Source organism: Pseudomonas sp. I8001 (assembly GCF_013385345.1).
GTDB lineage: Bacteria > Pseudomonadota > Gammaproteobacteria > Pseudomonadales > Pseudomonadaceae > Aquipseudomonas.
The window spans coordinates 112,339-136,844 of the sequence record NZ_JACAQC010000011.1 but is presented as its reverse complement, the minus strand read 5'-3'; the positions used below and the strand labels follow the sequence as shown (position 1 = coordinate 136,844).

Annotated in this window: 20 protein-coding genes; 8 read left to right on the top strand and 12 right to left on the bottom strand. The window is 58.4% G+C overall.

Features of this window, described 5'->3' with window-relative positions:
* Positions 1-48: 48 nt before the first annotated feature.
* The 5 genes from HX839_RS11655 to rplM form a co-directional block, all read right to left on the bottom strand.
* The gene (locus tag HX839_RS11655) at positions 49-828 is read right to left on the bottom strand and encodes a cytochrome c1 (RefSeq protein WP_003216044.1); all 780 of its coding nucleotides are present in this window, start codon (positions 826-828) and stop codon (positions 49-51) included.
* The gene (locus HX839_RS11650; protein WP_003216042.1) at positions 828-2,039 is read right to left on the bottom strand and encodes a cytochrome bc complex cytochrome b subunit; all 1,212 of its coding nucleotides are present in this window, start codon (positions 2,037-2,039) and stop codon (positions 828-830) included. The genes HX839_RS11655 and HX839_RS11650 overlap by 1 nt, the downstream gene beginning before the upstream one ends.
* A complete protein-coding gene (gene petA, locus HX839_RS11645; protein WP_003216040.1) occupies positions 2,039-2,635 on the bottom strand; it encodes a ubiquinol-cytochrome c reductase iron-sulfur subunit in 597 nt (198 codons plus the stop codon). The genes HX839_RS11650 and petA overlap by 1 nt, the downstream gene beginning before the upstream one ends.
* A 266-nt stretch (positions 2,636-2,901) precedes the next feature.
* A complete protein-coding gene (gene rpsI / locus HX839_RS11640; protein WP_003216038.1) occupies positions 2,902-3,294 on the bottom strand; it encodes a 30S ribosomal protein S9 in 393 nt (130 codons plus the stop codon).
* A gap of 14 nt (positions 3,295-3,308) precedes the next feature.
* A complete protein-coding gene (gene rplM / locus HX839_RS11635; protein WP_003216032.1) occupies positions 3,309-3,737 on the bottom strand; it encodes a 50S ribosomal protein L13 in 429 nt (142 codons plus the stop codon).
* 248 nt (positions 3,738-3,985) lie between these two features.
* On the opposite strand from rplM, the gene HX839_RS11630 reads away from it, so the two are divergent.
* Positions 3,986-5,026: an NADP(H)-dependent aldo-keto reductase gene (locus HX839_RS11630; RefSeq protein WP_008437253.1), complete on the top strand. Its 1,041-nt coding sequence runs from the start codon at positions 3,986-3,988 to the stop codon at positions 5,024-5,026.
* 123 nt (positions 5,027-5,149) lie between these two features.
* Here HX839_RS11630 and HX839_RS11625 read toward each other — a convergent pair whose 3' ends face one another.
* Positions 5,150-6,286 carry an acyl-CoA dehydrogenase family protein gene (locus HX839_RS11625; RefSeq protein WP_003216028.1) on the bottom strand — a complete coding sequence of 379 codons (1,137 nt, stop codon included), beginning with the start codon at positions 6,284-6,286 and terminating at the stop codon, positions 5,150-5,152.
* Between the two features lie 220 nt (positions 6,287-6,506).
* Here HX839_RS11625 and HX839_RS11620 point away from each other — a divergent pair, with 220 nt between their 5' ends.
* A complete protein-coding gene (locus HX839_RS11620; RefSeq protein ID WP_173406101.1) occupies positions 6,507-7,427 on the top strand; it encodes a GlxA family transcriptional regulator in 921 nt (306 codons plus the stop codon).
* 193 nt (positions 7,428-7,620) lie between these two features.
* On the opposite strand, the gene zapE is transcribed toward HX839_RS11620, so the two are convergent.
* The 3 genes from zapE to HX839_RS11605 form a co-directional block, all read right to left on the bottom strand.
* Complete coding sequence (gene zapE / locus HX839_RS11615; RefSeq protein WP_177067071.1) at positions 7,621-8,715, bottom strand: cell division protein ZapE; 1,095 nt, start codon at positions 8,713-8,715, stop codon at positions 7,621-7,623.
* A 78-nt stretch (positions 8,716-8,793) separates the two neighbouring features.
* A complete protein-coding gene (locus HX839_RS11610; RefSeq protein ID WP_177067070.1) occupies positions 8,794-10,149 on the bottom strand; it encodes a tryptophan--tRNA ligase in 1,356 nt (451 codons plus the stop codon).
* 16 nt (positions 10,150-10,165) lie between these two features.
* Complete coding sequence (locus tag HX839_RS11605) at positions 10,166-10,795, bottom strand: alpha/beta hydrolase (RefSeq protein ID WP_023659190.1); 630 nt, start codon at positions 10,793-10,795, stop codon at positions 10,166-10,168.
* A gap of 147 nt (positions 10,796-10,942) precedes the next feature.
* On the opposite strand from HX839_RS11605, the gene HX839_RS11600 reads away from it, so the two are divergent.
* Positions 10,943-11,380 carry a YhcB family protein gene (locus tag HX839_RS11600; RefSeq protein ID WP_003216019.1) on the top strand — a complete coding sequence of 146 codons (438 nt, stop codon included), beginning with the start codon at positions 10,943-10,945 and terminating at the stop codon, positions 11,378-11,380.
* A 198-nt stretch (positions 11,381-11,578) separates the two neighbouring features.
* Here HX839_RS11600 and HX839_RS11595 read toward each other — a convergent pair whose 3' ends face one another.
* The 3 genes from HX839_RS11595 to HX839_RS11585 all read right to left on the bottom strand — a co-directional run bounded on the left by HX839_RS11595 (position 11,579) and on the right by HX839_RS11585 (position 15,218).
* Complete coding sequence (locus tag HX839_RS11595; protein WP_177067069.1) at positions 11,579-13,303, bottom strand: ABC transporter ATP-binding protein/permease; 1,725 nt, start codon at positions 13,301-13,303, stop codon at positions 11,579-11,581.
* Between the two features lie 99 nt (positions 13,304-13,402).
* On the bottom strand, positions 13,403-13,963 hold the full coding sequence (locus HX839_RS11590; RefSeq protein ID WP_003216016.1) for a response regulator transcription factor: 561 nt from the start codon (positions 13,961-13,963) through the stop codon (positions 13,403-13,405).
* Positions 13,956-15,218 (bottom strand): ATP-binding protein, encoded by a 1,263-nt coding sequence (locus tag HX839_RS11585; RefSeq protein WP_003216013.1) that lies wholly within the window; start codon positions 15,216-15,218, stop codon positions 13,956-13,958. Before HX839_RS11585 ends, HX839_RS11590 begins: the two co-directional genes overlap by 8 nt.
* A gap of 206 nt (positions 15,219-15,424) precedes the next feature.
* On the opposite strand from HX839_RS11585, the gene HX839_RS11580 reads away from it, so the two are divergent.
* From HX839_RS11580 to HX839_RS11560, 5 genes are all read left to right on the top strand, one after another.
* On the top strand, positions 15,425-16,138 hold the full coding sequence (locus HX839_RS11580) for an SIMPL domain-containing protein (protein ID WP_003216012.1): 714 nt from the start codon (positions 15,425-15,427) through the stop codon (positions 16,136-16,138).
* A 299-nt stretch (positions 16,139-16,437) separates the two neighbouring features.
* Positions 16,438-19,785, top strand: a complete 3,348-nt coding sequence (locus tag HX839_RS11575) for a dermonecrotic toxin domain-containing protein (RefSeq protein ID WP_023659189.1) — start codon at positions 16,438-16,440, stop codon at positions 19,783-19,785.
* A 119-nt stretch (positions 19,786-19,904) separates the two neighbouring features.
* Positions 19,905-20,216, top strand: coding sequence for a hypothetical protein (locus tag HX839_RS11570; RefSeq protein WP_177067068.1), 312 nt, complete (start codon positions 19,905-19,907; stop codon positions 20,214-20,216).
* Positions 20,213-22,585: a hypothetical protein gene (locus HX839_RS11565; protein ID WP_218173609.1), complete on the top strand. Its 2,373-nt coding sequence runs from the start codon at positions 20,213-20,215 to the stop codon at positions 22,583-22,585. The genes HX839_RS11570 and HX839_RS11565 overlap by 4 nt, the downstream gene beginning before the upstream one ends.
* Positions 22,586-22,720: 135 nt before the next feature.
* The gene (locus HX839_RS11560) at positions 22,721-24,322 is read left to right on the top strand and encodes an ABC transporter substrate-binding protein (protein WP_177067067.1); all 1,602 of its coding nucleotides are present in this window, start codon (positions 22,721-22,723) and stop codon (positions 24,320-24,322) included.
* Positions 24,323-24,506 lie beyond the last annotated feature (184 nt).

The following is a 24,506-nucleotide window of genomic DNA, read 5'->3' as shown; positions in this document are numbered from 1 at the left end:
GAGATGCCGCTGGGCGCGCAAGATTAACAGCAATTACTTACGGTTGGATCAATGCACATCCTTCCAGTATTCGCGTTTCAGCAGATAGGCGAACACGAAGAAGAAGGCCAGGTACAGCAACACATAGGTACCAATGCGCTGATGCTGCAGCTTCACTGGGTTGGCCGAGTAGGCCAGGAAGGTCACCAGATTCTTGACCTTCTCGTCGAACTGCTCTTCGTTCAGCGTGCCGGTCTTCGGCACTATGGTCAGCTGATCGCACGCTTCATGAGTCAAAGGCGTACCGGTGAGCGGATCATACTGCTTCTTGCCGTCTTCGACGATTTGTACTTGCTTGCATCCTACCACTTGGCGACCTTGCAGGCCGACCAGAACGTTAGGCATACCGACGTTCGGGAACACTTTGTTGTTCACGCCGTAGGGACGCGTCGGGTCTTCATAGAAGGATTTGAGGTAGCCATAGAGCCAATCGGTGCCACGCACACGGGCCACCAGGGTCAGGTCGGGCGGTGCAGCCCCGAACCAGGTCTTGGCGTCGGCCGGTTGCATGCCGATGGTCATGTGGTCGCCGATCTTCGCCCCGGTGAACACCGAGTGGCTCAGCATCACGTCATGGGGAATGCCCAGGTCGTCGGCCACTCGCTCGTAACGCTGGAACTTGGCGCTGTGGCAGCCCATGCAGTAGTTGGTGAACGTACGCAGCCCGTCCTGCATTGCGGCTTTGTCCGACACGTCGATGTCGACTTTTTCCAGCTCTGGGCCGTGTTCAGCGGCGAAAGACAGCAGCGGCAGGGCCGCAAGAATGAATGCAACGAATAATTTTTTCATCAGCCAGTCACCCTTTCCGGTACCGGTTTGGTCTTCTCGAGCCGGGTGTAGAACGGCATCAGAATGAAGTAGGCGAAGTACAGGAAGGTGCAGACCTGCGACAGCAACGTACGCTCCGGGGTCGGCGCCAGTACGCCCAGCACACCCAGGATCACGAACGCAATGCAGAACACCCACAGCCAGATCTTGCTCAGCCAGCCCTTGTAGCGCATGGACTTGACCGGGCTACGGTCGAGCCACGGCAGCACGAACAGCACCGCAATCGCTGCGCCCATGGCGATAACGCCCATGAGTTTGTCGGGAATCGCCCGCAAGATCGCGTAGAACGGAGTGAAGTACCAGACCGGGGCAATGTGTTCCGGGGTCTTGAAGGCGTTCGCCTGTTCGAAGTTCGGTTTCTCGAGGAAATAACCGCCCATCTCCGGGAAAAAGAACACGATCGAGCAGAAGATGAACAGGAACACCACCACACCGACGATATCTTTCACGGTGTAGTACGGGTGGAACGGAATGCCGTCCAGTGGTACGCCGTTTTCGTCCTTGTGCTTCTTGATATCCACGCCGTCGGGGTTGTTCGAACCCACTTCGTGCAACGCCAGGATGTGCAGCACTACCAGGCCCAGGATCACGATCGGCAAGGCCACCACGTGCAAGGCGAAGAAGCGGTTCAGGGTGATCCCGGAGATCAGGTAGTCACCGCGAATCCACTGGGTCAGGTCGTTGCCGATGACCGGGATCGCACCGAACAGCGAGATGATCACCTGGGCGCCCCAATAGGACATCTGGCCCCACGGCAGCAGGTAGCCCATGAAGGCCTCGGCCATCAGCGCCAGGTAGATCAGCATGCCGAACACCCACACCAGCTCGCGAGGCTTCTGGTACGAGCCGTAGAGCAGGCCACGGAACATGTGCATGTAGACGACGATGAAGAACGCCGAGGCGCCGGTGGAGTGCAGCAGACGCAGGATCGAGCCGTACTCGACGTCGCGCATGATGTATTCGACAGAGGCGAAGGCTTCTTCGGCCGACGGCGTGTAGCTCATCGTCAGCCAGACACCGGTAACGATCTGATTGACCAGTACCAGAAGTGCCAGGGAGCCAAAGAAATAGAAGAAGTTGAAATTCTTCGGTGCGTAGTACTTGCTGAGGTGGTCTTCCCACATCTTGGTCGCGGGGAAGCGCGCATCCACCCAATCCATGAACTTGCTCATCAGGCTTTCTCCCCCTCGTCGACGCCAATGACAATGACACTGTCAGTCTCGTAGTGATGTGGCGGAACTGGCAGGTTCAGTGGTGCAGGTTGTGACTTGTAGACGCGGCCAGCGAGGTCGTAGTGAGAACCGTGGCACGGGCAGAAATAGCCCCCGACCCAGTCCTTGCCCAGGTCCGCGGGCGCCACTTCCGGGCGGAAGGTGGGAGAGCAACCCAAGTGGGTGCAGATACCGATCAGCAGCAGAATTTCCGGCTTGATCGAGCGAATTTCCTTATCGACGTAAGCGGGTTGGTCGGAATTCTTCGAGTCGGGGTCGGACAGCTGGCCCTCGATCTTCTTCAGATTTCCCAGGATTTCCTCGGTACGACGAACGATGAACACTGGCTGACCGCGCCATTCAGCAATCATTTGCTGGCCTGGATCGATCTTGCTGACATTCACCTTCACCGGTGCACCTGCGGCTTTCGCCTTGGCACTGGGAAACCATGACCCCACGAACGGGACCGCAGCCCCCACCGCTCCTGCAGCACCCACCACGGATGTGGCTGCTACCAAGAAGCGACGCCGGCCTGCATTCACGCCGTCATTGCTCATTCAGTCCTCTCCCATCAGCTTTGTGGCCTGTTAAATCAGGCGTCTACTAAGTGTTAAATCTGAACTTATAAAAATTTTGCCGAATGGTAATGAAAAGCCCCACGTCTGACAAGGTAATTACCCCCGGCACTGGCTCCAAGCCTTTGAGTATAGGGGCTCTACGGATGTGGCAAGTTGTCACACAGATTTTTTTACATAAATAGCAGGCAATAAAAAACGCCCAGCTCCGTGAGGAGGCTGGGCGTTTTCTGGAACGTAAAAGCGAATTAACGCTTCGAGTACTGCGGACGCTTACGCGCTTTACGCAGACCAACTTTCTTACGTTCAACTTCACGAGCATCGCGAGTCACGAAGCCAGCTTTGCGCAGAGCGCCACGCAGGGTTTCGTCGTACTGCATCAGAGCGCGAGTGATACCGTGGCGGATTGCGCCAGCTTGACCACTTACACCGCCACCGATAACGGTGACGTAGATGTCGAACTTTTCAACGGTCTCGGTCAATTCCAGCGGCTGACGAACTACCATGCGGGCAGTTTCGCGACCGAAGAAATTTTCCAGAGTGCGGTTGTTGATCGAGATGTTACCAGTACCCGGACGCAGGAAAACGCGAGCGGTAGCGGTTTTGCGACGGCCAGTGCCGTAATTTTGAGTCGCCGACATAATGAACTATTCCGTTAAAACTTCAGTTCTTGGGGCTGCTGAGCAGCATGAGGGTGAGCAGCGCCCGCATAGACTTTCAGCTTGCGATACATGTCGCGACCCAGTGGGCCCTTCGGCAGCATACCTTTGACCGCGATTTCAATCGGGGCTTCAGGCTTTTTGGAGATCAGGCCTTCGAAGTTCGAAGACTTGATACCGCCTGGGAAACCGGAGTGACGGTAGTACATTTTGTCTTGCGCTTTGTTGCCGGTAACACGTACCTGCTCGGCGTTGATGATGACAATGTAGTCACCGGTATCAACGTGAGGGGTGTACTCAGGCTTGTGCTTGCCACGCAGACGGCTGGCGACTTCAGTGGCCAGACGACCCAGGGTCTGACCAGCGGCGTCGACGACAAACCAGTCGCGCTGAACTGTTTCTGGTTTTGCAGTAAAAGTTGTCATTCTTTAATAGCCTCAGGGGCCGCCCTGTAAATTAGACGGCGGATCTTACTGAATAGTGCGTACTTTGACAAGTCAAAGGCAGCCGGATACAGACGCTATCGGGGGCTCGGGTCGGCGCGTCCGTTCAACGGCAAGATTCTTCGGCAGGCGGCGCATCACTTCCACTGCAGAAAGAGGTGGGCAATTATGCAGATTGCCAAAAAAATTTCAACCTGCTTTTATGATTGTTTTCCCCGAAGGAGTACCCGATGGACTATCGACAGCTGGGCCGAACCGATCTGAACGTGAGCGCGATAGCCTTGGGCACCATGACCTGGGGCGAGCAGAACAGCGAGGCAGAGGCCTTCGCACAGATCGAACGGGCCAAGGCCGCGGGGATCAACTTCCTCGACACCGCGGAAATGTACCCGGTGCCGCCCAAGGCCGACACCTACGCCACCACCGAGCGCTACATCGGTAATTACTTCAAAAGCCGCGGCGACCGTGCCGACTGGATCCTCGCCAGCAAGATCGCCGGCCCCGGCAACACCATCGACTACATCCGCGATGGCAGCCTCAAGCACAACCGCAAGCACATCGCCGAAGCCCTGGACGCGAGCCTCAAGCGCCTGCAAACCGACTGGATCGACCTCTACCAGCTGCACTGGCCCGAGCGCAGCACCAACTTTTTCGGCCAACTGGGCTACAAGCACAAGGCCGAAGAAGACCTGACGCCGCTGGAAGAAACCCTCGAAGCCCTGGATGAGCAGGTCAAGGCCGGCAAGATCCGCCACATCGGCCTGTCCAACGAAACCCCGTGGGGCACCATGAAGTTCCTGGCCCTGGCGGAAGCCCGTGGCTGGACCCGCGCGGTGTCGATCCAGAACCCCTACAACCTGCTCAACCGCAGCTTTGAAGTGGGCCTGGCGGAAATCGCCATCCGTGAACAGTGCGGTTTGCTGGCGTATTCACCGCTGGCGTTCGGCATGCTCAGCGGCAAGTACGAAGGTGGCGCACGCCCGGCCAAGGGCCGCCTGAGCCTCTATAGCCGCTTCAGCCGCTACTTCAACCCGCAGTCGGAAGCTGCATGCAGCCGTTATGTGGCACTGGCCCGTGAGCACGGCCTGGACCCGGCGCAGATGGCATTGGCGTTTGTAACCCAACAACCGTTCGTGACCAGCAACATCATTGGCGCCACGACCCTGGAGCAGCTGGACAGCAACATCGCCAGCGCCGACCTGAAACTGTCGGATGAGGTGCTGGCGGGGATTGAGGCGATCCAGAAGGATCATCCGAATCCTGCGCCTTGATTGATCTCTAGACCGCCTTCGCGAGCAAGCCCGCTCCCACATTCCACCGAGTTCCACCTTTGGAATGCAGTCGAATGTGGGAGCGGGCTTGCTCGCGAAGAGGCCCTCAAAAACACCAAGAATTCAAAGCGCCCGCGCAATAATCTCCTTCATGATCTCATTCGTCCCCGCATAAATCCGCTGCACCCGCGCATCTGCCCACGCCCGCGCAATCGGGTATTCCCACATAAACCCATACCCGCCGTGCAGTTGCACACACTCATCCAGCACCTTGCACTGCAGGTCCGTGGCCCAGTATTTGGCCATCGCTGCCGTGGGCACATCGAGCTTGCCTTCCAGGTGCAACTCCATGCACTTGTCGACAAACACCCGGCCGATCTGGGTTTCAGTGGCAATCTCCGCCAGCTTGAATCGGGTGTTCTGGAAGTCGATGATCGCCTTGCCGAAGGCCTTGCGGTCGCGGGTGTATTCCAGCGTCCATTGCAGCGCCGCCTCGGCTGACGACAACGCGCCAATCGCCACCGTCAAACGCTCCTGCGGCAACTCCTGCATCAGGTAGGCAAAGCCCATCCCCGCCTGGCCCAGCAGATTCTCCTTGGGCACCCGCACATCCTGGAAGAACAGCTCCGATGTATCCTGGGCCTTCATCCCGACCTTCTCCAGGCGCTTGCCCTTGTCGAAACCCGGCGTGTTGGCCTCCACCAGGAACAGGCTGGTGCCCTTGGCGCCGGCCTTGGGATCGGTCTTGGCCACGACGATCACCAGATCAGCCAGGAAGCCATTGGTGATGAACGTCTTGGAGCCGTTGATCACGTATTCATCGCCATCCAGCACCGCCGTGGTCTTGACCCCTTGCAGGTCGGACCCGGCCCCCGGCTCGGTCATGGCAATCGCCGTGACCATTTCCCCGGAGATCAGCTTGGGCAGGTACTTGTGCTTCAGCGCCTCACTGCCGTAATGCAGGATGTAGGGCGCAACAATGTCCGAATGCAGGGAGAAACCAATCCCGGTCAATCCCAGGCGACTGATCTCCTCGATCACCACCGCGCTGTAGAGAAAGTCCGCCCCGAGGCCGCCGTACTCTTCCGGCAAATGCGAGCAGAGCATCCCCGCCTCCCCCGCCTTGTTCCACAGGTTGCGGTCGATGTAGCCCTGCTTTTCCCATTGCCCGTGGAACGGCGCCGCGTCTTTTTCGAGGAAGGTGCGCACGCTCTGGCGGAAGAGTTCGTGCTCCGAGCTGAACAAGGTTCTGGGAATCATGGGTCACCTGTGTGAATTGTCGGACAAGACCGGGATCACAGAGCCTAAGCCGCGAAGGCGTCACGGGACACTGGACACATGCGACAAAAAATAAGACGATCCAGCCGTCTGGTGACCACTTTCCCCTATAAGAATAAATGAAATTATGTCTAACCAAATCTCCACGCCCTTGCGGCGCGTCAGCATTTTGGCCATTGATCGGGTATTCGCTTCAACCCTCATGCAAGCCAAGGATTTCTTCCACCTCGCGAGCCTGCGCTACGGCAAACAGCTGGGCCAGGGCCTCACTCCCGCCTTCGAAACCCGCCTGGTCAGCCCCGACGGGCAGTCGGTGCGCAGCTTCAGCGATGTGATCATGCCGGTGGACGGCGGCCTCGAAAACGCCGACATCATCGTGCTCCCGGCCTTCTGGGACGATTTCGACTCGTTGTGCCAACGCTACCCCCAAGTGCTGCCCTGGCTGCGCGAACAACACGCCCGTGGCGCGGTGCTGTGCGGCGAAGCCACCGGGGTGTTCTGGCTCGCCGAAGCCGGCCTGCTGGATGGCAAGGAAGCGACCACCTATTGGCGCTTCTTCAACGCTTTCACCGAACGCTTTCCCAAGGTGCAACTGAACCAGGACAAGCACCTGACCGACGCCGACAACCTGTACTGCGCCGGCGGCACCACTTCAGCCTGCGACCTCTACATCTACCTGATCGAACGCTTCTGCGGCGCCAACATCGCCCAGGCCGTGGCCCGCGACATCCTCTACGAAGTGCAACGCAGCTACGCCCCCGGGCGCATCGGTTTTGGCGGGCAGAAGCTGCACCAGGACGTGATCATCCTGCAGATCCAGCATTGGCTCGAAGAGCACTTCGCCGACAAGTTCCGCTTCGAAGACGTGGCCCGGGAACACGGCATGAGCATCCGCAACTTCATGCGCCGCTTCCAGACCGCCACCGGTGACAAGCCGCTGCACTACCTGCAACGGTTGCGCATCGAGACAGCCAAGGGCCTGCTGTCCGGCAGCCGCAAAAGCATCAAGACCATCAGTTACGAGGTGGGCTACGACGACGCGAGCTTCTTTGCGAGGCTGTTCCGCCAGCATACCGAGCTGTCGCCCAACCAGTATCGCCAGCAGTTCCAGCAGGCCGCGTAACCAAAGGGTATACGCAGTAAAAATGTGGGAGCTGGCTTGCCTGCGATGGCGGCGTGCCAGGCACCAGCGGCATCAACCGACAGACCGCTATCGCGGGCAAGCCCGGCTCCCACAGTTGCTTTCTGTTGACCTGGAAATTTGCATAAAAAAAGGCCCGCATCGCTGCGGGCCTTTTTCATTTCAAGCACATCGCTTACGGCTTGTGCGCCCGCGACAGAAACTCGTGGGACTGCATTTCCAGCAAGCGGCTCAAGGTGCGCTGGAATTCGAAGTTCAAGCGGCCGCCGGTGTAGAGGTCCTTGAGCTCGACTTCCGCCGAGATGATCAGCTTGACGTTGCGGTCGTAGAATTCGTCGACCATGTTGATAAAGCGCCGCGCGATGTCGTCGGTGGTGACGCTCATCTGCTCGACACCGCTCAGGATCACCGCGTGGAAGATCTTGCCCAGTTCGATGTAGTCGTTCTGGCTGCGAGGGCCGTCGCACAGTTCGCGGAATTCGAACCAGGCCACGTCATCGCAGGTGCGCAGTGCGATGATTTCGCGGTTTTCGATGATCAGCTTGTCGTTTTCAATCGCCTGGGTGCATTCCGGCGTCAGCGCGCGGAAGCTCTTGCGCAGGCTTTCCTGGGCCACTTCGTTGAGCGGGTAGTGGAACAGTTCGGCTTGTTCAAGGTGACGCAGGCGGTAGTCGACGCCGCTGTCGACGTTGACGATGTCGGTGTTCTGCTTGATCAGGGCGATGGCCGGCAGGAAACGCGCGCGTTGCAGGCCGTCCTTGTACAGGCCGTCGGGCATGATGTTCGAGGTGGCGACAAGGGTCACGCCGTTCTTGAACAACTCTTCCATCAGGGTGCCGAGGATCATCGCGTCGGTGATGTCGGACACGAAGAACTCATCGAAACAGATCACCCGGGCTTCTTCCGAGAAGCGCTTGGCGATGATGGTCAGCGGGTTCTTTTCGCCCGGCAGGGTCTTCATCTCTTCATGCACGCGCTTCATGAAGCGGTGGAAGTGGGTGCGGACCTTTTCCTTGAACGGCAGCGCTTCGAAGAAGGTGTCCACCAGGTAAGTCTTGCCCCGGCCAACACCACCCCAGAAATACAGGCCCTTGACCGGCGTATGGTCTTTCTTGCCAAACAGCTTGCTGAACATGCCCGGCTTGTTCTGCGAGGCCTGGACCAGATCGTCGTACAGGCGCTGCAAATGGCGCACCGCAGTTTCCTGGGCAGCGTCATGGAAGAATTCAGGGCGTTTCAGATCAGCTTGATATCGTTCTAGGGGCGTCATAATTCGTTAGCAAGGCAACAAAAACGGGCCGCCACTGTAACGACGGCCCTGAAGAATGGCAATCAACCCTTGATCGGGTCAATCCTCGATTGGGGTCAACGCAACGCGCAAGGCTTCGATCGCCGCATCCCGCGAGGCGCTGTCGGCGAACGCCGGGCTATCGGCGACGACTTCACCGTCCAGCCACACGCTGAAGCTCGAGGCTTCACTGCGTACATCCAGCGCCTGACCCGATTGCAGCTGCTTGGTTACGGCGCCTGCGGTTTTACCGTCGGCAAAGTTGCGCGACAGCAGCAGTTGCTCGCCTTCGGCCGCCAGCAAACGGAAGCGGAAGCTGCCGTCGTCTTCGCGGAAGCTGACAAAGCGCGCGGCTTTCGCAGCTTTCTTCTTGGTGGTGGGCGCAACGGCGACCGGGTTGACGAACGAGCGCAGGCCCACCGCTTCACGCAGCTCGGCCAGGAACGGCGCAGCCACGGCGCGGGCTTTGCGGGCGCCGACCAGCAGCAGGTCTTCCATGTCCGACGGGCGCGACATCAGCTGGTGATAACGCTCGCGCGCTTCGCCCAACTGGCCGTCCAGCAGTTGGAACAGACGGTTCTTCGCCTCGCCCCAGCCCAGGCCTTGCAGCAGTTCACCGCGGAACTCTTCTTCCTGGGTCTGGGTGGCAAACGCCTGGTACAGGGTGAACAGGTGCGAGTTGTCCGGATCCTTGGCTTCGCCCGGCGCGCGGGAGTCGGTGACGATCCGCGAGATCGCGTCCTTCATGTCCTTGGCGCTGGTGAACAACGGGATGGTGTTGTCGTAGCTCTTCGACATCTTGCGGCCATCCAGGCCCGGCAAGGTGGCGACGCTTTCTTCGATCAGCGCTTCGGGCATGGTGAAGAATTCTTTACCCTTGCCGAACAGGTGGTTGAAGCGCTGGCCGATGTCGCGAGCCATTTCCACGTGCTGGATCTGGTCACGACCGACCGGCACTTTGTGGGCGTTGAACATCAGGATGTCCGCGGCCATCAGCACCGGGTAGCTGTACAGGCCCATGGTGATCCCCGCATCCGGGTCTTCGCCGTTCTCCAGGTTCTTGTCCACCGAGGCCTTGTAGGCGTGCGCACGGTTGAGCAAGCCCTTGGCCGCCACGCAGGTCAGCAGCCAGGTCAGCTCGGGGATTTCCGGGATGTCGGACTGGCGGTAGAAGGTTACCCGGTTCACATCCAGGCCACCGGCCAGCCAGGTCGCGGCGATTTCCATGCGCGAGCGCTGGATGCGCTGCGGGTCATCGCACTTGATCAGGGCGTGGTAGTCGGCCAGGAAGTAGAAGGAGTCGGCGTTGGCGTCCTGGCTGGCAAGGATCGCCGGGCGAATCGCGCCGGCGTAGTTGCCCAGGTGCGGCGTGCCGGTGGTGGTGATGCCGGTGAGGATGCGGGTACGGGTCGTCATGGGTGATCGCTTGTCATCAATTCGAAAGACGTGGCAGCACAAGATCCTTGAGATCGGTCAGCTTGCCATGAAAAAAGTGTCCGCATTCTGCCACTTTCAGCAGCTCATGGGGGCGATTCAGGGCCGCGGACCAGTCGTAGACGAGTTGCGGGTCGACCACTTCGTCGGTTTCCGGCTGGATCACGGTCAATGGGCAGCCTTGTGGCAACACGTCGTTATCCCGCAGGCGCATCACGGCCGCGGCCACCATGAACAGGTGCGCGAGTTTTTCGCCCTTGGCTTCCAGGCGGCCGCCGAGGGTGGCCGCGACAAACCCGCCGAAGGAAAAACCCAGCAGGGTGATCGGCAGGTCGGGATGCTTTTCACGCAGCCAGGTGGCTGCCGCTTCGGCGTCGTCGACTTCACCGGTGCCCATATCGTGCGTACCGGCACTGGTGCCGACACCGCGATAATTGAAACGTAACGTGATCAAGCCGGCATCGCGCGCGGTGCGTTGCAGGGTCGATACGACTTTGTTGAGCATGGTGCCGCCCTGCACCGGGTTCGGGTGACAGATCAGCGCCAGGCCACGTGGCTCGGGGTGATCCAGATACAGGGCTTCCAATTGGCCTACCGGGCCATCGATCAAAACGGGGGTTTCACGCATCAGCAAGGAAGGAACTCCGTGACCTCTCAAGGGGTCGACTCGTCTAGCTAAAAGTCTGTGCATGGCATCATTGCGAGCTTAATCGCGGTATACAGCGCAGGTCCGAGCCGTTAACGTAAAGCAAAGCCGTTTATAGAGGAAGGACTCGTGGAACACTCGCTCTTAGTTTGGTTGTTGCCGACTCTCGCCTTGGTTGCCGGTGTCGCCATTGGATTCCTGGTCGCCCGCCTGCTGCCGAATGCCGCGCCTAACCGCACGCAGCGTCAGCTGGATGACATTCAGGAACGTTTTGACAGTTATCAGAACGAGGTTGTTACCCACTTCAACAGCACCGCGACCCTGGTGAAAAAGCTCACTCAGAGCTATCAGGAAGTACAGGATCATCTCGCCGAGGGTGCCAACCGCCTGGCCCTGGACGACATCACCCGCCAGCGCCTGCTGGCCGCGCTGCATTCCGATGCACCGCACGCTCCACGGGAACGCCTGACCCCTCCGCGGGAAAATCAGGAACCACCACGGGATTACGCGCCAAAAACGCCAAACGCCCCGGGGATGCTGGATGAGCATTACGGCTTGAAGAAGTAATAGCTTTTCAAGCGGCATGAAAAAGCCCGGCTGATCGATGATCAGCCGGGCTTTTTTGTTGGAACCAGGTCGACCAGACGACACTGATCCAATGTGCGAGCGGGCTTGCTCGCGAATGCGGTCTATCAGTCACCCTATGTATTAACTGACCCACCGTATTCGCGAGCAAGCCCGCTCCCACATTGACCGAGTCCGACTTCAGGACACTGGCTGTTCTTGTAGCTGCCCGTCCTGTATCCGCACATGCCGCCCATGGAAACGCTTGAGGCTGCTGCGGTGCCCGACGCTGACGATGCTCAACCCCGGCAACTCATCGATCAACGCCTGATACAGCGCCGCCTCATCTTCCTCGTCCATCGCCGAGGTGGCCTCGTCCATGTACAGCCATTGCGGTTCAAACAACAACGCCCGCGCAAACGCCAGGCGCTGTTGCTCACCCGGCGACAGCATGCGCTGCCAGTGATTGGCTTCGTCCAAGCGTGGAATCAGGTGCGCCAGGCGGCAGGTTTCCAGGACCTGTGCATAACGTTGCGCCGGGTACGCGCCCTCCTCCTGTGGATAACTCAACACACCCCGCAAGGTACCAATCGGCAGGTACGGCTTTTGCGGCAGGAACAGATAACGCTCGGCCGGCAAGCGGATGTTGCCGTGGCCGTTTGGCCAGAGATTGCCCATGGCCCGCAGCAAGGTTGACTTGCCGCTGCCGGAACGCCCGCTGAGCATCAATCGCTCACCCTCGGCAACCGTCAGGTTGGCGCCATCCAGCAGGTGACGACCATCCGCCAGATCGAGGCTGAGGCTGCTCATCTGCAAATTGCCGCCCTGGCGTTGCAACTCGATGCCCGTGTTGCGGCCTTCGTTTTCTTCCATCGCCTCGCCAAAGCTCAGCAGACGATCACAGGTCGCACGCCAGCTGGCCAACACGGTGTACGCGTCGACAAACCAGCTCAGGCTGCCCTGCACGCTGCCAAACGCACTGGCCACTTGCATCAGCACGCCCAGCTCTATCTGGCCGGAAAAGTAACGCGGCGCTGCCACCACAAACGGGAAGATGATCGCGATCTGCGAGTAACCACTGGTGAAAAAGTTCAGGCGCTTCTTGAGCTGCATGATGCTCCAGAAGTTGCTCCACACCCGCCCGAAACGTGCACTCAGTTGCTGGTGTTCATTCGGCTCGCCATTGAACAGCGCGATGCTTTCCGCGTTCTCGCGCACTCGCACCAGGCTGAAACGCAAGTCGGCCTCGAAGCGTTGCTGGCGGTTGCTCAAGCCGATCAGTTTTCGACCAATCAAGTGGGTCAACCAACTGCCCAGCACGGCATATACCAGTGCCGCCCAGAACATATAGCCGGGAATCGTGATGCCCCAAACCTCGATACTGCCGGACACGCCCCACAGGATCACCGAGAACGACACCAGGCTCACCAGGTTACTGATAAACCCCAGGCCCAGGCTCAGGGTGCTGCTGGTAAAGGCGTTGAGGTCTTCGGAAATACGTTGGTCGGGGTTATCGGTGTAGCCGCCATATTCCAGGTGGTAGTAGTTCTTCTCGCTCAGCCACTTGGCGAAGTAGGTTTCAGTCAGCCAGCGCCGCCAGCGGATGGTGAGCATTTGCTGCAAATAGGAAGTGAACACCCCGGTGACGATCGCCACCACGGCGATCACGCTGAAATACATCAGCAGGTGGGTGAAGGCGTCGTAGTCCTTCTTTTCCAGGGCGTTATAGAAGTCGCGGTTCCAGCTGTTGAACCACACCGACACGGCCACACTGAACAGCGAAAGCCCCAGCACCACCAGCAACAACAGCCAGGCCTTGAACTTCTCCTCACTGCGCCAGTAGGGGGTGATCAGCGCCCAGACTTTCCTTAAAAATTGCCCACGCACCGCGTCATTGACCGCGGAATACTCAGCGTTCTGATTCATTGTTCAGGCTCGGTAGGAAAAAATAACAGGCGTTTGAACCGATCATAAACGATCGGTTCAGGGCTCCGTGCGGCCTGAAGCAGATTGTTCAGTCGCCGTTCAACGTCGAACCGGGCGTTTCTGCAACTTGCGCTGCAACGTTCGACGATGCATGCCCAGGGCGCGGGCCGTGGCGGAGATGTTGCCTTCGTGCTCGGTCAACACCCGCTGGATGTGTTCCCACTGCAGGCGGTCCACCGACATCGGGTTTTCCGGCACCAGGGTGTCGAGGTCGGCGTGCTCGGAGAGCAAGGCGGCCAGCACGTCGTCGGCATCTGCCGGCTTGCACAGATAGTTGCAGGCGCCACGCTTGATCGCCTCGACGGCGGTGGCAATGCTGGAATAGCCGGTGAGGATCACCACGCGCATTTCCGGGTCCAGCTCCAGCAGCTTGGGCAGCAGCACCAGGCCGGAGTCGCCGTCCATTTTCAGGTCCAGGGCCGCGTATTCCGGCAGGTCGGCCGTGGCGATGGCCAGGCCTTCCTCGGCGGAACCTGCGGTGCTGACGCGAAAGCCACGACGGCTCATGGCGCGGGCCATCACGCGGGTAAAGGTGGCGTCGTCATCTACCAGCAGCAGGTGCGGCAGTTCTTCGCCTTCGACTTGGATCTCGTCACTCATCGATGTCTCCTCGTGCGACACGGGGCAGGCGCAGCTCGGTGAGCGTGCCGCCTTCCTCATGACTATAGAGTTTCACTGAGCCGCCCGCGCGGGTCACGCTGGCCTTGCTCAAAAACAGGCCCAGGCCGAAGCCTTTGCCCTTGGTGGTAAAGAAGGGCTTGCCGATCTGCTCGGCAATCGCCAGCGGCACACCGGCGCCGTGGTCGCGAATGCTGATGGTGAAGTCTTCCGCATCCCAGTCCAGGGTCACTTCCAACCCTTCCGGGCAGGCATCGGCGGCGTTGTTCAGCAGGTTCAGCAGCGCCTGGGTCAGGTCCGGCGGCGGTGCCATGCGCGGCACCGTGCCCTGGCCCAGCAGGTGGAACCGGTAACTGGCTTCGGGACGCATCAGGTGCCAGCGGTTCAGGGCTTCGTCCAGCCACTGGGTGACGTCTTGCATCTCCACCGCCAGGCGGCGATTGGCCTCGGCGGCGCGCACCAGCTGCTGCAAGGTCAGCTTGCACTGCTTGACCTGTTCCTGCAGCACACTCAGGTCGTCTTGCAGGGCCGGGTCGTGGTGGTCCTGGGTCATTTCCTTGAGCAGTACGCTCATGGTCGCCAGCGGCGTGCCCAATTCGTGGGCCGCGCCGGCGGCCTGGGTGGCGACGGCCAGCAGCTGCTGGTCCCGCAGGCCTTCTTCACGGCGAATGGCGCGCAGCTCTTCCTGGCGGCGCAGCTCTTCCGCCATTCGTGCGGCAAAAAAGGTGATGACCGCCGCCGACAGGGCAAAGCTCAGCCACATGCCGTAGATCTGCAGGTTTTCCCGGGCGATGGGGAAGGTCTGCAACGGGTAGAACTGTGCCAGCAGCAGGGTGTACAGGGTCAGGGCAATACCCGACAGCACCACCGAATAACGCCACGGCAAGGTCACCGCCGCGATGGTCAGTGGCACCAGGTAATAGGACACGAACGGGTTGGTGGAGCCGCCGGAGAAGTACAGCAACACACTGTGGATAAACAGGTCGCAGGCCAGTTGCAGGGCGTATTCCAGCTCGGTCACAGGCCACGTGGTGCGCAGCCGGATCACGGTAAATACACACAGCACCGTGGAGAAGCCGAGGGTCACGGCCAACTGCAACCAGGGCAGCGGCAGCAGCTTGAACCAATAGGCGAGCCCCACCGAACCGGCCTGTGCGGCCAGCACCAGGGTGCGGATGAACGTCAGGCGCCAAAGGTTCTGGCGGGTGGCGGAAGTCAGTTTTACGGCGGCGAGCATGAGCTCTCCCGATGAGCGCTGCAGGCGGATCGCACGGAGTATAAACGAAGCGACAGCGCTGGCACGGCGTGTGTGGCTCTTTGACGCAGGGGTCAGGATCATGACCGTTCGTCGGCATCCGCCAACTTGTAGCGAATGTGTAAACCCGAAGAACTGAAACCTTGCGTCTACAGTCTTACCGAACACGAACATCTCAAGGAGCTTACATGTCTCGTTTCATTCGCAGTGCAGCCACCCTCACCCTCGGCGCCGCTACCCTCGCCAGCCTGCCGGCCATGGCTGCTGACGAACTGCATTACAACCAGATTTCCCTGCGTGCCGAAGTCAGCCAGGAAGTGGCGCGCGACCAGATGATCGTCACCCTGTACACCGAGTCGCAGAACACCGACCCGGCCAAGCTTGCCGCCGAAATCACCACCACCATGAACAAGGCGCTGGCCCAGGCCCGCGAAGTCAAAGGCGTGACCCTGCGCCAGGGTAGCCGCAACAGCTACCCGATCTACGACAACAAGAACCAGAAAATCACCGGCTGGCGTGAACGCGCTGAGCTGCGCATGGAAAGTGCCGACTTCGCCGCCCTGTCCAAGCTCACCGGCGACATGCTGACCAACCTGAAAATGGACAGCATGGACTTCGCCATCGCCAACCCGACCCGCAAGGCCAGCGAAGATGCCCTGCTTAAAGAAGCGGTCACCGCATTCAAGGCCCGTGCCCAACTGGCCACCGATGCGCTGGGCGGCAAGGGCTACAAGATCGTCAACCTGAACTTCAACACCAACGGTTATCCACAGCCGTATGCACGTGGCGGGATGATGATGAAAGCCGCAGCGATGGATTCGGCACCGACGCCGGAAGTCGAAGCCGGCACCAGCCAGGTCAACATGACCGCAGATGGCGTGATCGAAGTCCAGATGCCTTGATCGAGTGGTACCCCAGTTGCAATGACGCTGCCCACGGGCAGCGTTTTTTTTGCCTGCGCACTTCATTCAAGAAGTATCAGCGGTAATAACCGGATATCAGCTTAAGAAAATACTCAATGGCTGAGAGTGTTCTGGTCCACACACCTTGAAGCGCACCGGCGATAAATCTTTTCAGCTTATAACCCGCGTAATGGCGAACTACATCTTCCCCATCAAAGAACGGAACACGCCTACACGCTGAACCACCTATGGCGGACATCACATCATTCCTGCACACCATGCACATCAGGATTTGTCATATGACCACCATAGGTTCCATCGCGGCAAACAACGGCTTCTTCCTTGATACCCCCTCCTCGGCAGGTATTGCCGAAGAACAGGGAAAACCCCGCCAAGGTACGGATACTTCACGGCAGACATATTCGCCAGGGCAGCCCGTAAAGGCAGCCGATCGGGCCACCGACACTCCCGCATCACGACCCCGCCGTCACACTCACGACGTGTTGATCCCGGGATTGCCATACAACAAGACAGTCGAAAACTACATTCGCAGTGCAACGACAGGGTTCGAGACGCCCCTGGAAAGCACCGCCAACCTTATCAAGGCCGAAATCAAGAAAAAGTGGGGCGAGGACGTTGATCCGGACAACACGTTTATTACTACCTTCAACTACGACCCGACACGGGGAAGGCCTCCTCGCAATGCAAAGGTACTGAACCGGATAACCTTGACCCAGGCGGCCCTGCAAGATGTGCAGAAAAAAAACAACACCGATGAACACCAGACGCCCGAGGAAAAAACACGCACGACCCTGCATACCTGGCTGGAACGGCTACTGACGTTTTCGCCGCTGGGCCAGGCGGGGCTTGCCATTGACTCTGCCGTCAATGCCCAGCAGACCTATGAGTTTATATACCGCGCCTCCCCGCCCGGCCAGCGCCAGCAATACAACGAGTCGATGCGGATCAAAAAGACCCCGGAGCAATTCAGGGAATTGGTGTGGAACACCGAACGCGCCGCGCCGTATAAAACATTCCTGGATACGTTCTGGCCCAGCCACGAAAGCAAATACACGGCATTGACCAAGGCCTCCTTCGTTGCCGCCATCCTGCTCCAGGAAAAGACCGGCAGCCTGAGCCCAAGCGACAAGGAACTGGCGCTACGCGCAGCGAACTTGACCACCGATAAAGACTGGTCGAACCTCCGCGTCGAGGACCTGAAAGCCTCTGCCGCCCAGGACCCAGGCCTGGAAATGGGTCTGCTCAGCATCAACGGTTTTCAATCTTCGGACCTGCTGTACATCACCGACAAAAACCCCAAGGTCACCGATGACGGCAAGATCATCAGCCCCACGCTTTTGTATATTCCCGGCAACTCGTCGCCTATTCATCGCTTTGACAGCCAGGCCCAGATGAAAAACTGGCTGGCTGAGCAAGCTGCCGACCCCACCAAGCGCGAAGCCCTTTCAACCCATTTCACGCTGCGTGACCAGGCCGACCGGACGTTCTCCGACGGCGTGAACCAGACACTGACCGGGCTGGGTGGCTGGCACCGCAAAGACGCGCCGGATGCCGATGTGTTGGAGCGCCTGAATGAATTCAACCCGCAGACTTTCATCACCACCGAACCCCTCGCCCAGGACCCATTCGAGGCCATTACTGCCCGCCAGAAAGATCGCTCGTACAAGGATGCCGAGACCCAAATCGTCACCGACAGCGACGTGACCAAAGCCAACATCCTCAAAGGCCTGGAAACCGCCACCAAGGTCGCGATGCTGATGACGCCGCTGGCACTGGTGATGCCCGAAGTCGCCGTGGCCCTCGAGGTGTTCTACGTCGCCTCCGGCGTAGCGGAGGCCGGTATCGGCATCGATGACGTCAAGCACGGCAAGAAAGGCGGGGCCGACCATATCGTGTTCGGAGTGCTCAATGCGCTGCCGACGGTGGCTTCGGGCGCAACTTCACTGGTGGAGAAAGGGATAGAGAGGGCCTCGAAAGCCCTTGAGTCCTCCACCCGCATCGCCCTCACGCGCGAAGTCGAGCCGGGAGCTGCAGGGGCAAGCGTGCTGGTACCTGAGGGCCTGTCCGCAGACCAGACCTTCCTGATCAAGCGTGCAACCCATACCGATGTAGTGGTCGGGGATGACGTTTACCGCTACGACCCCGCACAACCGGACGCCTTGACCAAGATGGGGCCTACCGAGCATGCCGAGCCGCTGGAGGATTTTGAAGCCGTTTGTGCGCCGGTTGGGCGCCGCGTAAAGCGCAACATTGACAGCTTGTGCTACACAAAAATGATCGAGGACGCCGATACATCGGTCGCTCAAGACGCCCAGGCACTTGAGCATCGGCGTCTCTTGCCGGGCGCCCCAACGCAGGAAGGCGCGCGGACCGTGGTGCATGAGCACAGGCTGTATAGAGTGAGCGACACATCCAGCCAGGAGCTGATGTCGGTGCCCGGGCACACGCCGGTTACCTACCGCAACCAAACCAGCGGGGTGGTGCTCAATGAGCCGGACTTCGGCTATGAAGATATCGGTCAACCACGGGCGCTCAACCAGGAAACCGTGGTTGTAAAGCTGGACCAGATCAGTGATCTCAGTGATGACCAGCGCGTCCTGAGGGGCATAAAAATACCCTACGCAGGAATAGATTATGTGGTGGTCGAGGGCGATACCGGCATTTACTACGTGGCCGAATACGACGGTTCGAACCCTGCGCTCAACTTTCAACGCATCGCCGCAAACACCGATCCGGCCAGCCGGGACATCATCAGGCTGCATGACGAGTACAAGGACCTCTATCGTGACATTTCCGGAAAAACCCACAATAACGATCTGGTGATACTGCCCTCCCTGGACTCACTGGCAAAAAAACTGAGCCTTGAATACAACTTCACACCCGATCAAGCCACCCAACTGGACCGAGTCCTGGCCGGACTGTCCGATGAAAAGAAACGTGAAGTTCTACTGGCAGTCTATGCCTGGGACAAGAAGGTAGAGGTGGCCGCCAAGACCATACAACTTGAGCCCCTTCAAAAGCCTCACTATTTCGGGCAGCTCACGGTCAACGAGCAAAACAAGGCCTACGCCCGTTGGGGCAAGAGAACGGTGGAGGAACAGTTCCAGACAACCGGTATACGGTCGGCCAACCAGAAAACCCTGGCCGATGCCGGTAACAGTCTGCGCAGCGACGTGGCCAATGAAATAGTGACCTGGCTATACACTCGAACCGGCGCGCCCAACTACTCGGAGGTCATCCTGAAAACGGGGGCCGGCAATTGCGACCAGATGGCCAGGGTCGCCACCGATACCGTTAACGCCAGTGGCGGCTTTGCCCGCATTGCACAAGTGCAGGGACACACCTTCAGCGTGGTCGGCGGCCCCGCAAGTCAGCCTAACCTCTTGACCGCTGGATTTGCCGAGCCCGAATGGGCTGATGCGTGGATAGTGGACCCATGGGCCGGTATCACTTGTCCGGCCAACGAGTACCACGGCCAATTCGCACAACGCATGCAGGAATGGAGCGACGAGGGCCGGCAAATCCTGATCGGAGATGGTGGTACGCCGCCTCGGCACGTCTGGAGCGATCCTATGGACCCGCGGTGGATACAGTCCACCGTTTATGGCGGCGCACAGGTGTTTTAAGGCGATCGCCGCGACGCAGGCGCTTATCTCAACCTGGGTAACCCGAACGGCGGCAACCGTGGTGACCGCCGTTCTCGTTCGCGTAGCGTTTACCTGCCATTTCAGGGAGCAGGACTGCAATGCCGCTGCCTTCGGGCAGCATTTTTTTTGCCTGGCACTTAATTCAAGAAGTTTCAGCGGTAATAACCGGTTACCAGCTTCAGAAAATGCTTAATCGCCGGGCGTGTGCTGGTCCGGACACATTGAAGTGCGATGGTGATAAATCTTTTCAACTTATAACCCGTGCAATGGACAACTACATCCTCACCCTCAACGAGCGGAACACGCCTGGACGCTTCACCACTCATGGCGTAAATCACCGTACTCCTCATCCACAGTTTATGGCGGCGCAGATGCGTGCAATCAACATCCAGCCAGGTAATCTGAAATGACAAGCTCAGCTCAACTTAACATTGTCCATTACCCAAAAACACCGCTACCCGGTACGACTCAAGAACAACGTACCGAGGCGCTGGAACGAATACCGCCAACGCCATTGAAGAGTACGGATATTTATGAAACGGACAACGTTGGCACTGCCGCCAGGAACGAGTCTGATATCTACAAGGCAACCATTTATGGACCCGACTTTGTTCACGCGCCAGGCGATGGGTATATCTACAATGAGCGAGAGGCTCATATCGATGCCTATGCCAATCGTGTAAAGACGCAGATCGAAAATATAGAAAGTGGCACTGAAGGCGAACGAAACGTCAAGTTCCAGAACGTGCGCCTGTTCATGGAACCCGCAGGATACTTCAGTGGGGGTTTATTGGCAGCCGGGTTCGACCCGCATGAAAAGTTCACGGTAACGTTCAATACCTATGTCGGTATGGGCACAGCACAAAATCTCTCTGATACCCAGACACGCACTTATTTCGCATGGGAAATTGCAGCGGGTGCTCTAGCGCACGACAGACCCGCACGTGGTGGGGTTTTAAATTTTCCTGAAATGGAAATAGAAAAAAAGGACCGGACAAAAATCAATGATCTGGAAGCGTTCGGCCGACAACTTCAAGCTCGCTGGGAGAAAGATATAGCCGCGCCGATGCGCGAGGGCTCCGGAACAATAGCAGAGCGATCGGGAAAAGCAGACGCCTATGTAACACGGGGCACGTTGCTGAGCCTTCGTAGTGACACGGAAAATTTCGCAAGGTTAAGCCCTGCCGGCCAGGAAGCGGTGAATCGCACGCTGGACAAGAATGGGCAAGTGATTATCCCCAATATTTATGGCTACCCCATGAGCGGGTATGCCTTCATCCCCTACACGCCTTACGATGGCAATCCCGCCAATCGCCCCAATCAGGGAGTCATGATCGACTTGAAGAACGGCGCTGTCCGCGAGATAAAAGGCGATGAAGAATTTGCGAACTGGGCCAAAGACAATCGTGATGAATTGATGCGCCGTTTCAATACCGGTGATATGCAAGGGGGACACAATGCCCACTGGCCACCGGCCGGGGCGGTGCTCGACAGCCTCATCCAGGATAATCGGTCGCGATATCCGGGGTACGAACACTGGTACAAAGATAAATCCGTGCCGGTACGAGAGCTATTCAACTACACCGAATCGCGAAAAGCAGGTTATGGGCTGCAATTTGGCGATCTGAACAAAGGTATCGCCCCCCACTATCAGGAGCAGAACGCCAACAATGCGGTGTGGGCCGACCAGACGGATGTGTTTGGTGCCTCGCAGCAAGCCTGGAAGTCGGTGAAAGACACCTGGGGCAAAAGCTTTGGTTATCTGCCCATTGTTGGCAATATAGGCAATATCGTGTTTGGCGTGCATGACAGCCTCTATGGCAAGACCGCAGGCGAGCGCACAGGGGGAACTGCTGCGGCCGTCATCTCAAGCCTGATGCTGGCACACGAAGTTGCACCCGGTTTGGTCGAGGCGAGCCTGGGTGAAACTCCGATCACGTTCAACTCCACCGTTACTGAAGACTACCGCTGGAACTATAATTCGCAGAAGAGCGAATTTGAGCTGACACGCGTTTCGAAAGTATCCGGTGATAGTCATCCGGACCCGTCGTTGAATGAAGTTGAGTCGAGTGGACCAGAGGTACCCCCGGCATCTATCAACGTAGACGGCGTCGAACTGCCGCCCCTGAAAACGGTTAAAAATCTGCCGGTCGGCGAGGGCCTTTTTTCTACTGCTGAAAAAACCAGTATTCTCAGTGGAGAAATAGATAGCCTGAACACTATCAACGATAAACTTTACACGTTCGTGGATGTGAACAAACAAGGTGCGGCCCAGCGATTGAACATACTGGTACACGGTAAAGTCGATGAGACTACCGGGGTCGCAAAAGTTTCTTACGATGGAAAGCTCAATAGTCCGGAAGAATTGCTGGATACGCTTCACAGCAAAGGGATCCATCCGGAAGAGTTCGACAACGTGCGCCTGCTGTCATGTGATTCCGCAACCGGTGGGGATGCTTCGTTTGCCGCTCAATTCAAAAAGTTGATTGGCCGCCCTGTCAAAGGTTATAGCGGTACCTTGACCGCCAACCTGTCCCCGGAACAAGTAAAAGCAGCCATTGATAAAGTAGAACACCTCTACCTGGAGAACTTATCCGCACAAAAAATCCCGATCACCGACAACGTCCGTACCGCAGTAAGAGCTCAGGCTGAACAGTATGTCAGCGAAGAAATGGCGCGGATCAAGAAATTCAAGCCGTCAAAGAACAACCCGTACTGGAATCCGCTCAAGTGGTGGGCGTTCACTTATAAACCCGAACACTTTCCGGCTAAATCGTAGCGACCTGGAATAGCCGAATCCCGGAGACACTGGGGTCTCGCATGCTTATCTCTACCTGAGTGACAAGAACGGCGGTAACCTCGGTGACTGCCGTTTTCGTTCGGGCAATATTTGCCTGCCACTTCAGGGGTCTCCATGGAAAGAATCACCTTAAAACCGCTGCTCCTTGCTGCCGGCCTGCTGGCATTCATGCCCATGGCCCAGGCAGCCGGCACCCTGGTCTACTGCTCCGAAGCCAGCCCTGCCGGCTTCGACCCCAGCCAGTACACCAGCGGCACCGATTTCGATGCCTCCGCCGAAACCGTGTTCAACCGCCTGACCCAGTTCAAGCGTGGCGGCACTGAAGTCGAACCCGGCCTGGCAACCAATTGGGACGTGTCCAAAGACGGCCTGATGTATACCTTCCACCTGCGCGATGGCGTCAAGTTCCACACCACCGACTATTTCACCCCGACCCGTGATTTCAACGCCGACGACGTGCTCTTCACCTTCCAGCGCCTGCTGGATCCCGAGACCTCGTTCCGCAAGGCCTATCCATCGGAGTCGCCCTACTTCACCGACATGGGCTTGAACACCACGATCAAGAGCGTCGAAAAACTCGACGAGCTTACCGTGCGCTTCAACCTGAACAACGTTGACGCCTCCTTCGTGCAGAACCTGGCCATGAGCTTCGCCTCGGTGCAGTCCGCCGAATATGCCGCGCAGTTGCTCAAGGAAGGCAAGGCCGCGGACATCAATCAGAAGCCGGTGGGCACCGGGCCATTTGTGTTCAAGCGTTACCAGAAGGATTCGCAGATTCGCTACAGCGCCAATAAACAGTATTGGAAGCCCGAAGATGTGAAGCTCGACAACCTGGTGTTCTCGATCACCCCGGACGCCGCCGTGCGCCTGCAAAAGCTCAAGGCCGGCGAGTGCCAGGTCAGCGGTTACCCGCGCCCTTCCGACATCGAAGTGATGAAGCAAGACCCCAACCTGCGGGTTCTTCAGCAAGCCGGCTTCAACCTGGGCTTTCTCGCCTACAACGTGACCCACCCGCCCCTGGACCAGCTCAAGGTGCGCCAGGCGCTGGACATGGCCATCGACAAGCCGGCAATCATCAAGGCGGTGTACCAGAGCGCCGGACAATTGGCGCAGAACGCCCTGCCTCCGGCCCAGTGGTCTTATGACCCGACAATCAAGGACGCGCCCTACGATCCGGCCAAGGCGCGGGCGCTACTAAAAGAAGCAGGGGTTGCACCAGGTACCACCCTAAACCTGTGGGCGATGACCGTACAACGCGCGTCGAATCCCAATGCCCGGATGTCGGCGCAGATGATCCAGCAGGATTGGGAAAAGATTGGCATCAAGGCCAATATCGTCAGCTATGAGTGGGGCGAGTACATCAAACGCGCCAAAGCCGGCGAGCACGACGCGATGATCTACGGCTGGACCGGCGACAACGGCGACCCGGATAACTGGCTCGGCGTGCTCTACAGTTGTGCCGCGGTGAAGGGCAGCAACTATGCAAAATGGTGTAACCCGGCCTACGACAAACTGGTACAGCAGGCCAAGGTCAGCAGCGACCGCGAGCAGCGCATCAAGTGGTATCAACAGGCACAAAAAATCCTTAAGGAACAAGTACCTATAACGCCTATCGCAAACTCGACGGTTTTCCAGCCCCTGCGAAAGGAAGTGCAGGACTTCAAGATCAGTCCTTTTGGACTCACTCCCTTCTACGGCGTCAGTCTGAATAAGTAACAGCCGCGCCCCAACCGAGTGCGCCAGACGCCTCGGTTGGGCATTCCTGGTGCAGCCCTCGCACCGAAAAAAACCCTCAAAAGTGCGTAAATGTGTCTGAACTTACACATATGCGACATTCGTGTACGTTCGTACCACTGTTTAGCCGTTGTAGGCTCTCAACATCTTGCATTGGGTATGGGCC

What these genes read in the sequence shown, in the direction of transcription:
- HX839_RS11655 (WP_003216044.1), bottom strand. Translation starts at nt 828, where the DNA reads ATGAAAAAATTATTCGTTGCATTCATTCTTGCGGCCCTGCCGCTGCTG.
- HX839_RS11650 (WP_003216042.1), bottom strand. Translation starts at nt 2,039, where the DNA reads ATGAGCAAGTTCATGGATTGGGTGGATGCGCGCTTCCCCGCGACCAAG.
- petA (WP_003216040.1), bottom strand. Translation starts at nt 2,635, where the DNA reads ATGAGCAATGACGGCGTGAATGCAGGCCGGCGTCGCTTCTTGGTAGCA.
- rpsI (WP_003216038.1), bottom strand. Translation starts at nt 3,294, where the DNA reads ATGTCGGCGACTCAAAATTACGGCACTGGCCGTCGCAAAACCGCTACC.
- rplM (WP_003216032.1), bottom strand. Translation starts at nt 3,737, where the DNA reads ATGACAACTTTTACTGCAAAACCAGAAACAGTTCAGCGCGACTGGTTT.
- HX839_RS11630 (WP_008437253.1), top strand. Translation starts at nt 3,986, where the DNA reads ATGGACTATCGACAGCTGGGCCGAACCGATCTGAACGTGAGCGCGATA.
- HX839_RS11625 (WP_003216028.1), bottom strand. Translation starts at nt 6,286, where the DNA reads ATGATTCCCAGAACCTTGTTCAGCTCGGAGCACGAACTCTTCCGCCAG.
- HX839_RS11620 (WP_173406101.1), top strand. Translation starts at nt 6,507, where the DNA reads ATGCAAGCCAAGGATTTCTTCCACCTCGCGAGCCTGCGCTACGGCAAA.
- zapE (WP_177067071.1), bottom strand. Translation starts at nt 8,715, where the DNA reads ATGACGCCCCTAGAACGATATCAAGCTGATCTGAAACGCCCTGAATTC.
- HX839_RS11610 (WP_177067070.1), bottom strand. Translation starts at nt 10,149, where the DNA reads ATGACGACCCGTACCCGCATCCTCACCGGCATCACCACCACCGGCACG.
- HX839_RS11605 (WP_023659190.1), bottom strand. Translation starts at nt 10,795, where the DNA reads ATGCGTGAAACCCCCGTTTTGATCGATGGCCCGGTAGGCCAATTGGAA.
- HX839_RS11595 (WP_177067069.1), bottom strand. Translation starts at nt 13,303, where the DNA reads ATGAATCAGAACGCTGAGTATTCCGCGGTCAATGACGCGGTGCGTGGG.
- HX839_RS11590 (WP_003216016.1), bottom strand. Translation starts at nt 13,963, where the DNA reads ATGAGTGACGAGATCCAAGTCGAAGGCGAAGAACTGCCGCACCTGCTG.
- HX839_RS11585 (WP_003216013.1), bottom strand. Translation starts at nt 15,218, where the DNA reads ATGCTCGCCGCCGTAAAACTGACTTCCGCCACCCGCCAGAACCTTTGG.
- HX839_RS11580 (WP_003216012.1), top strand. Translation starts at nt 15,425, where the DNA reads ATGTCTCGTTTCATTCGCAGTGCAGCCACCCTCACCCTCGGCGCCGCT.
- HX839_RS11575 (WP_023659189.1), top strand. Translation starts at nt 16,438, where the DNA reads ATGACCACCATAGGTTCCATCGCGGCAAACAACGGCTTCTTCCTTGAT.
- HX839_RS11570 (WP_177067068.1), top strand. Translation starts at nt 19,905, where the DNA reads ATGCCGCTGCCTTCGGGCAGCATTTTTTTTGCCTGGCACTTAATTCAA.
- HX839_RS11565 (WP_218173609.1), top strand. Translation starts at nt 20,213, where the DNA reads ATGACAAGCTCAGCTCAACTTAACATTGTCCATTACCCAAAAACACCG.
- HX839_RS11560 (WP_177067067.1), top strand. Translation starts at nt 22,721, where the DNA reads ATGGAAAGAATCACCTTAAAACCGCTGCTCCTTGCTGCCGGCCTGCTG.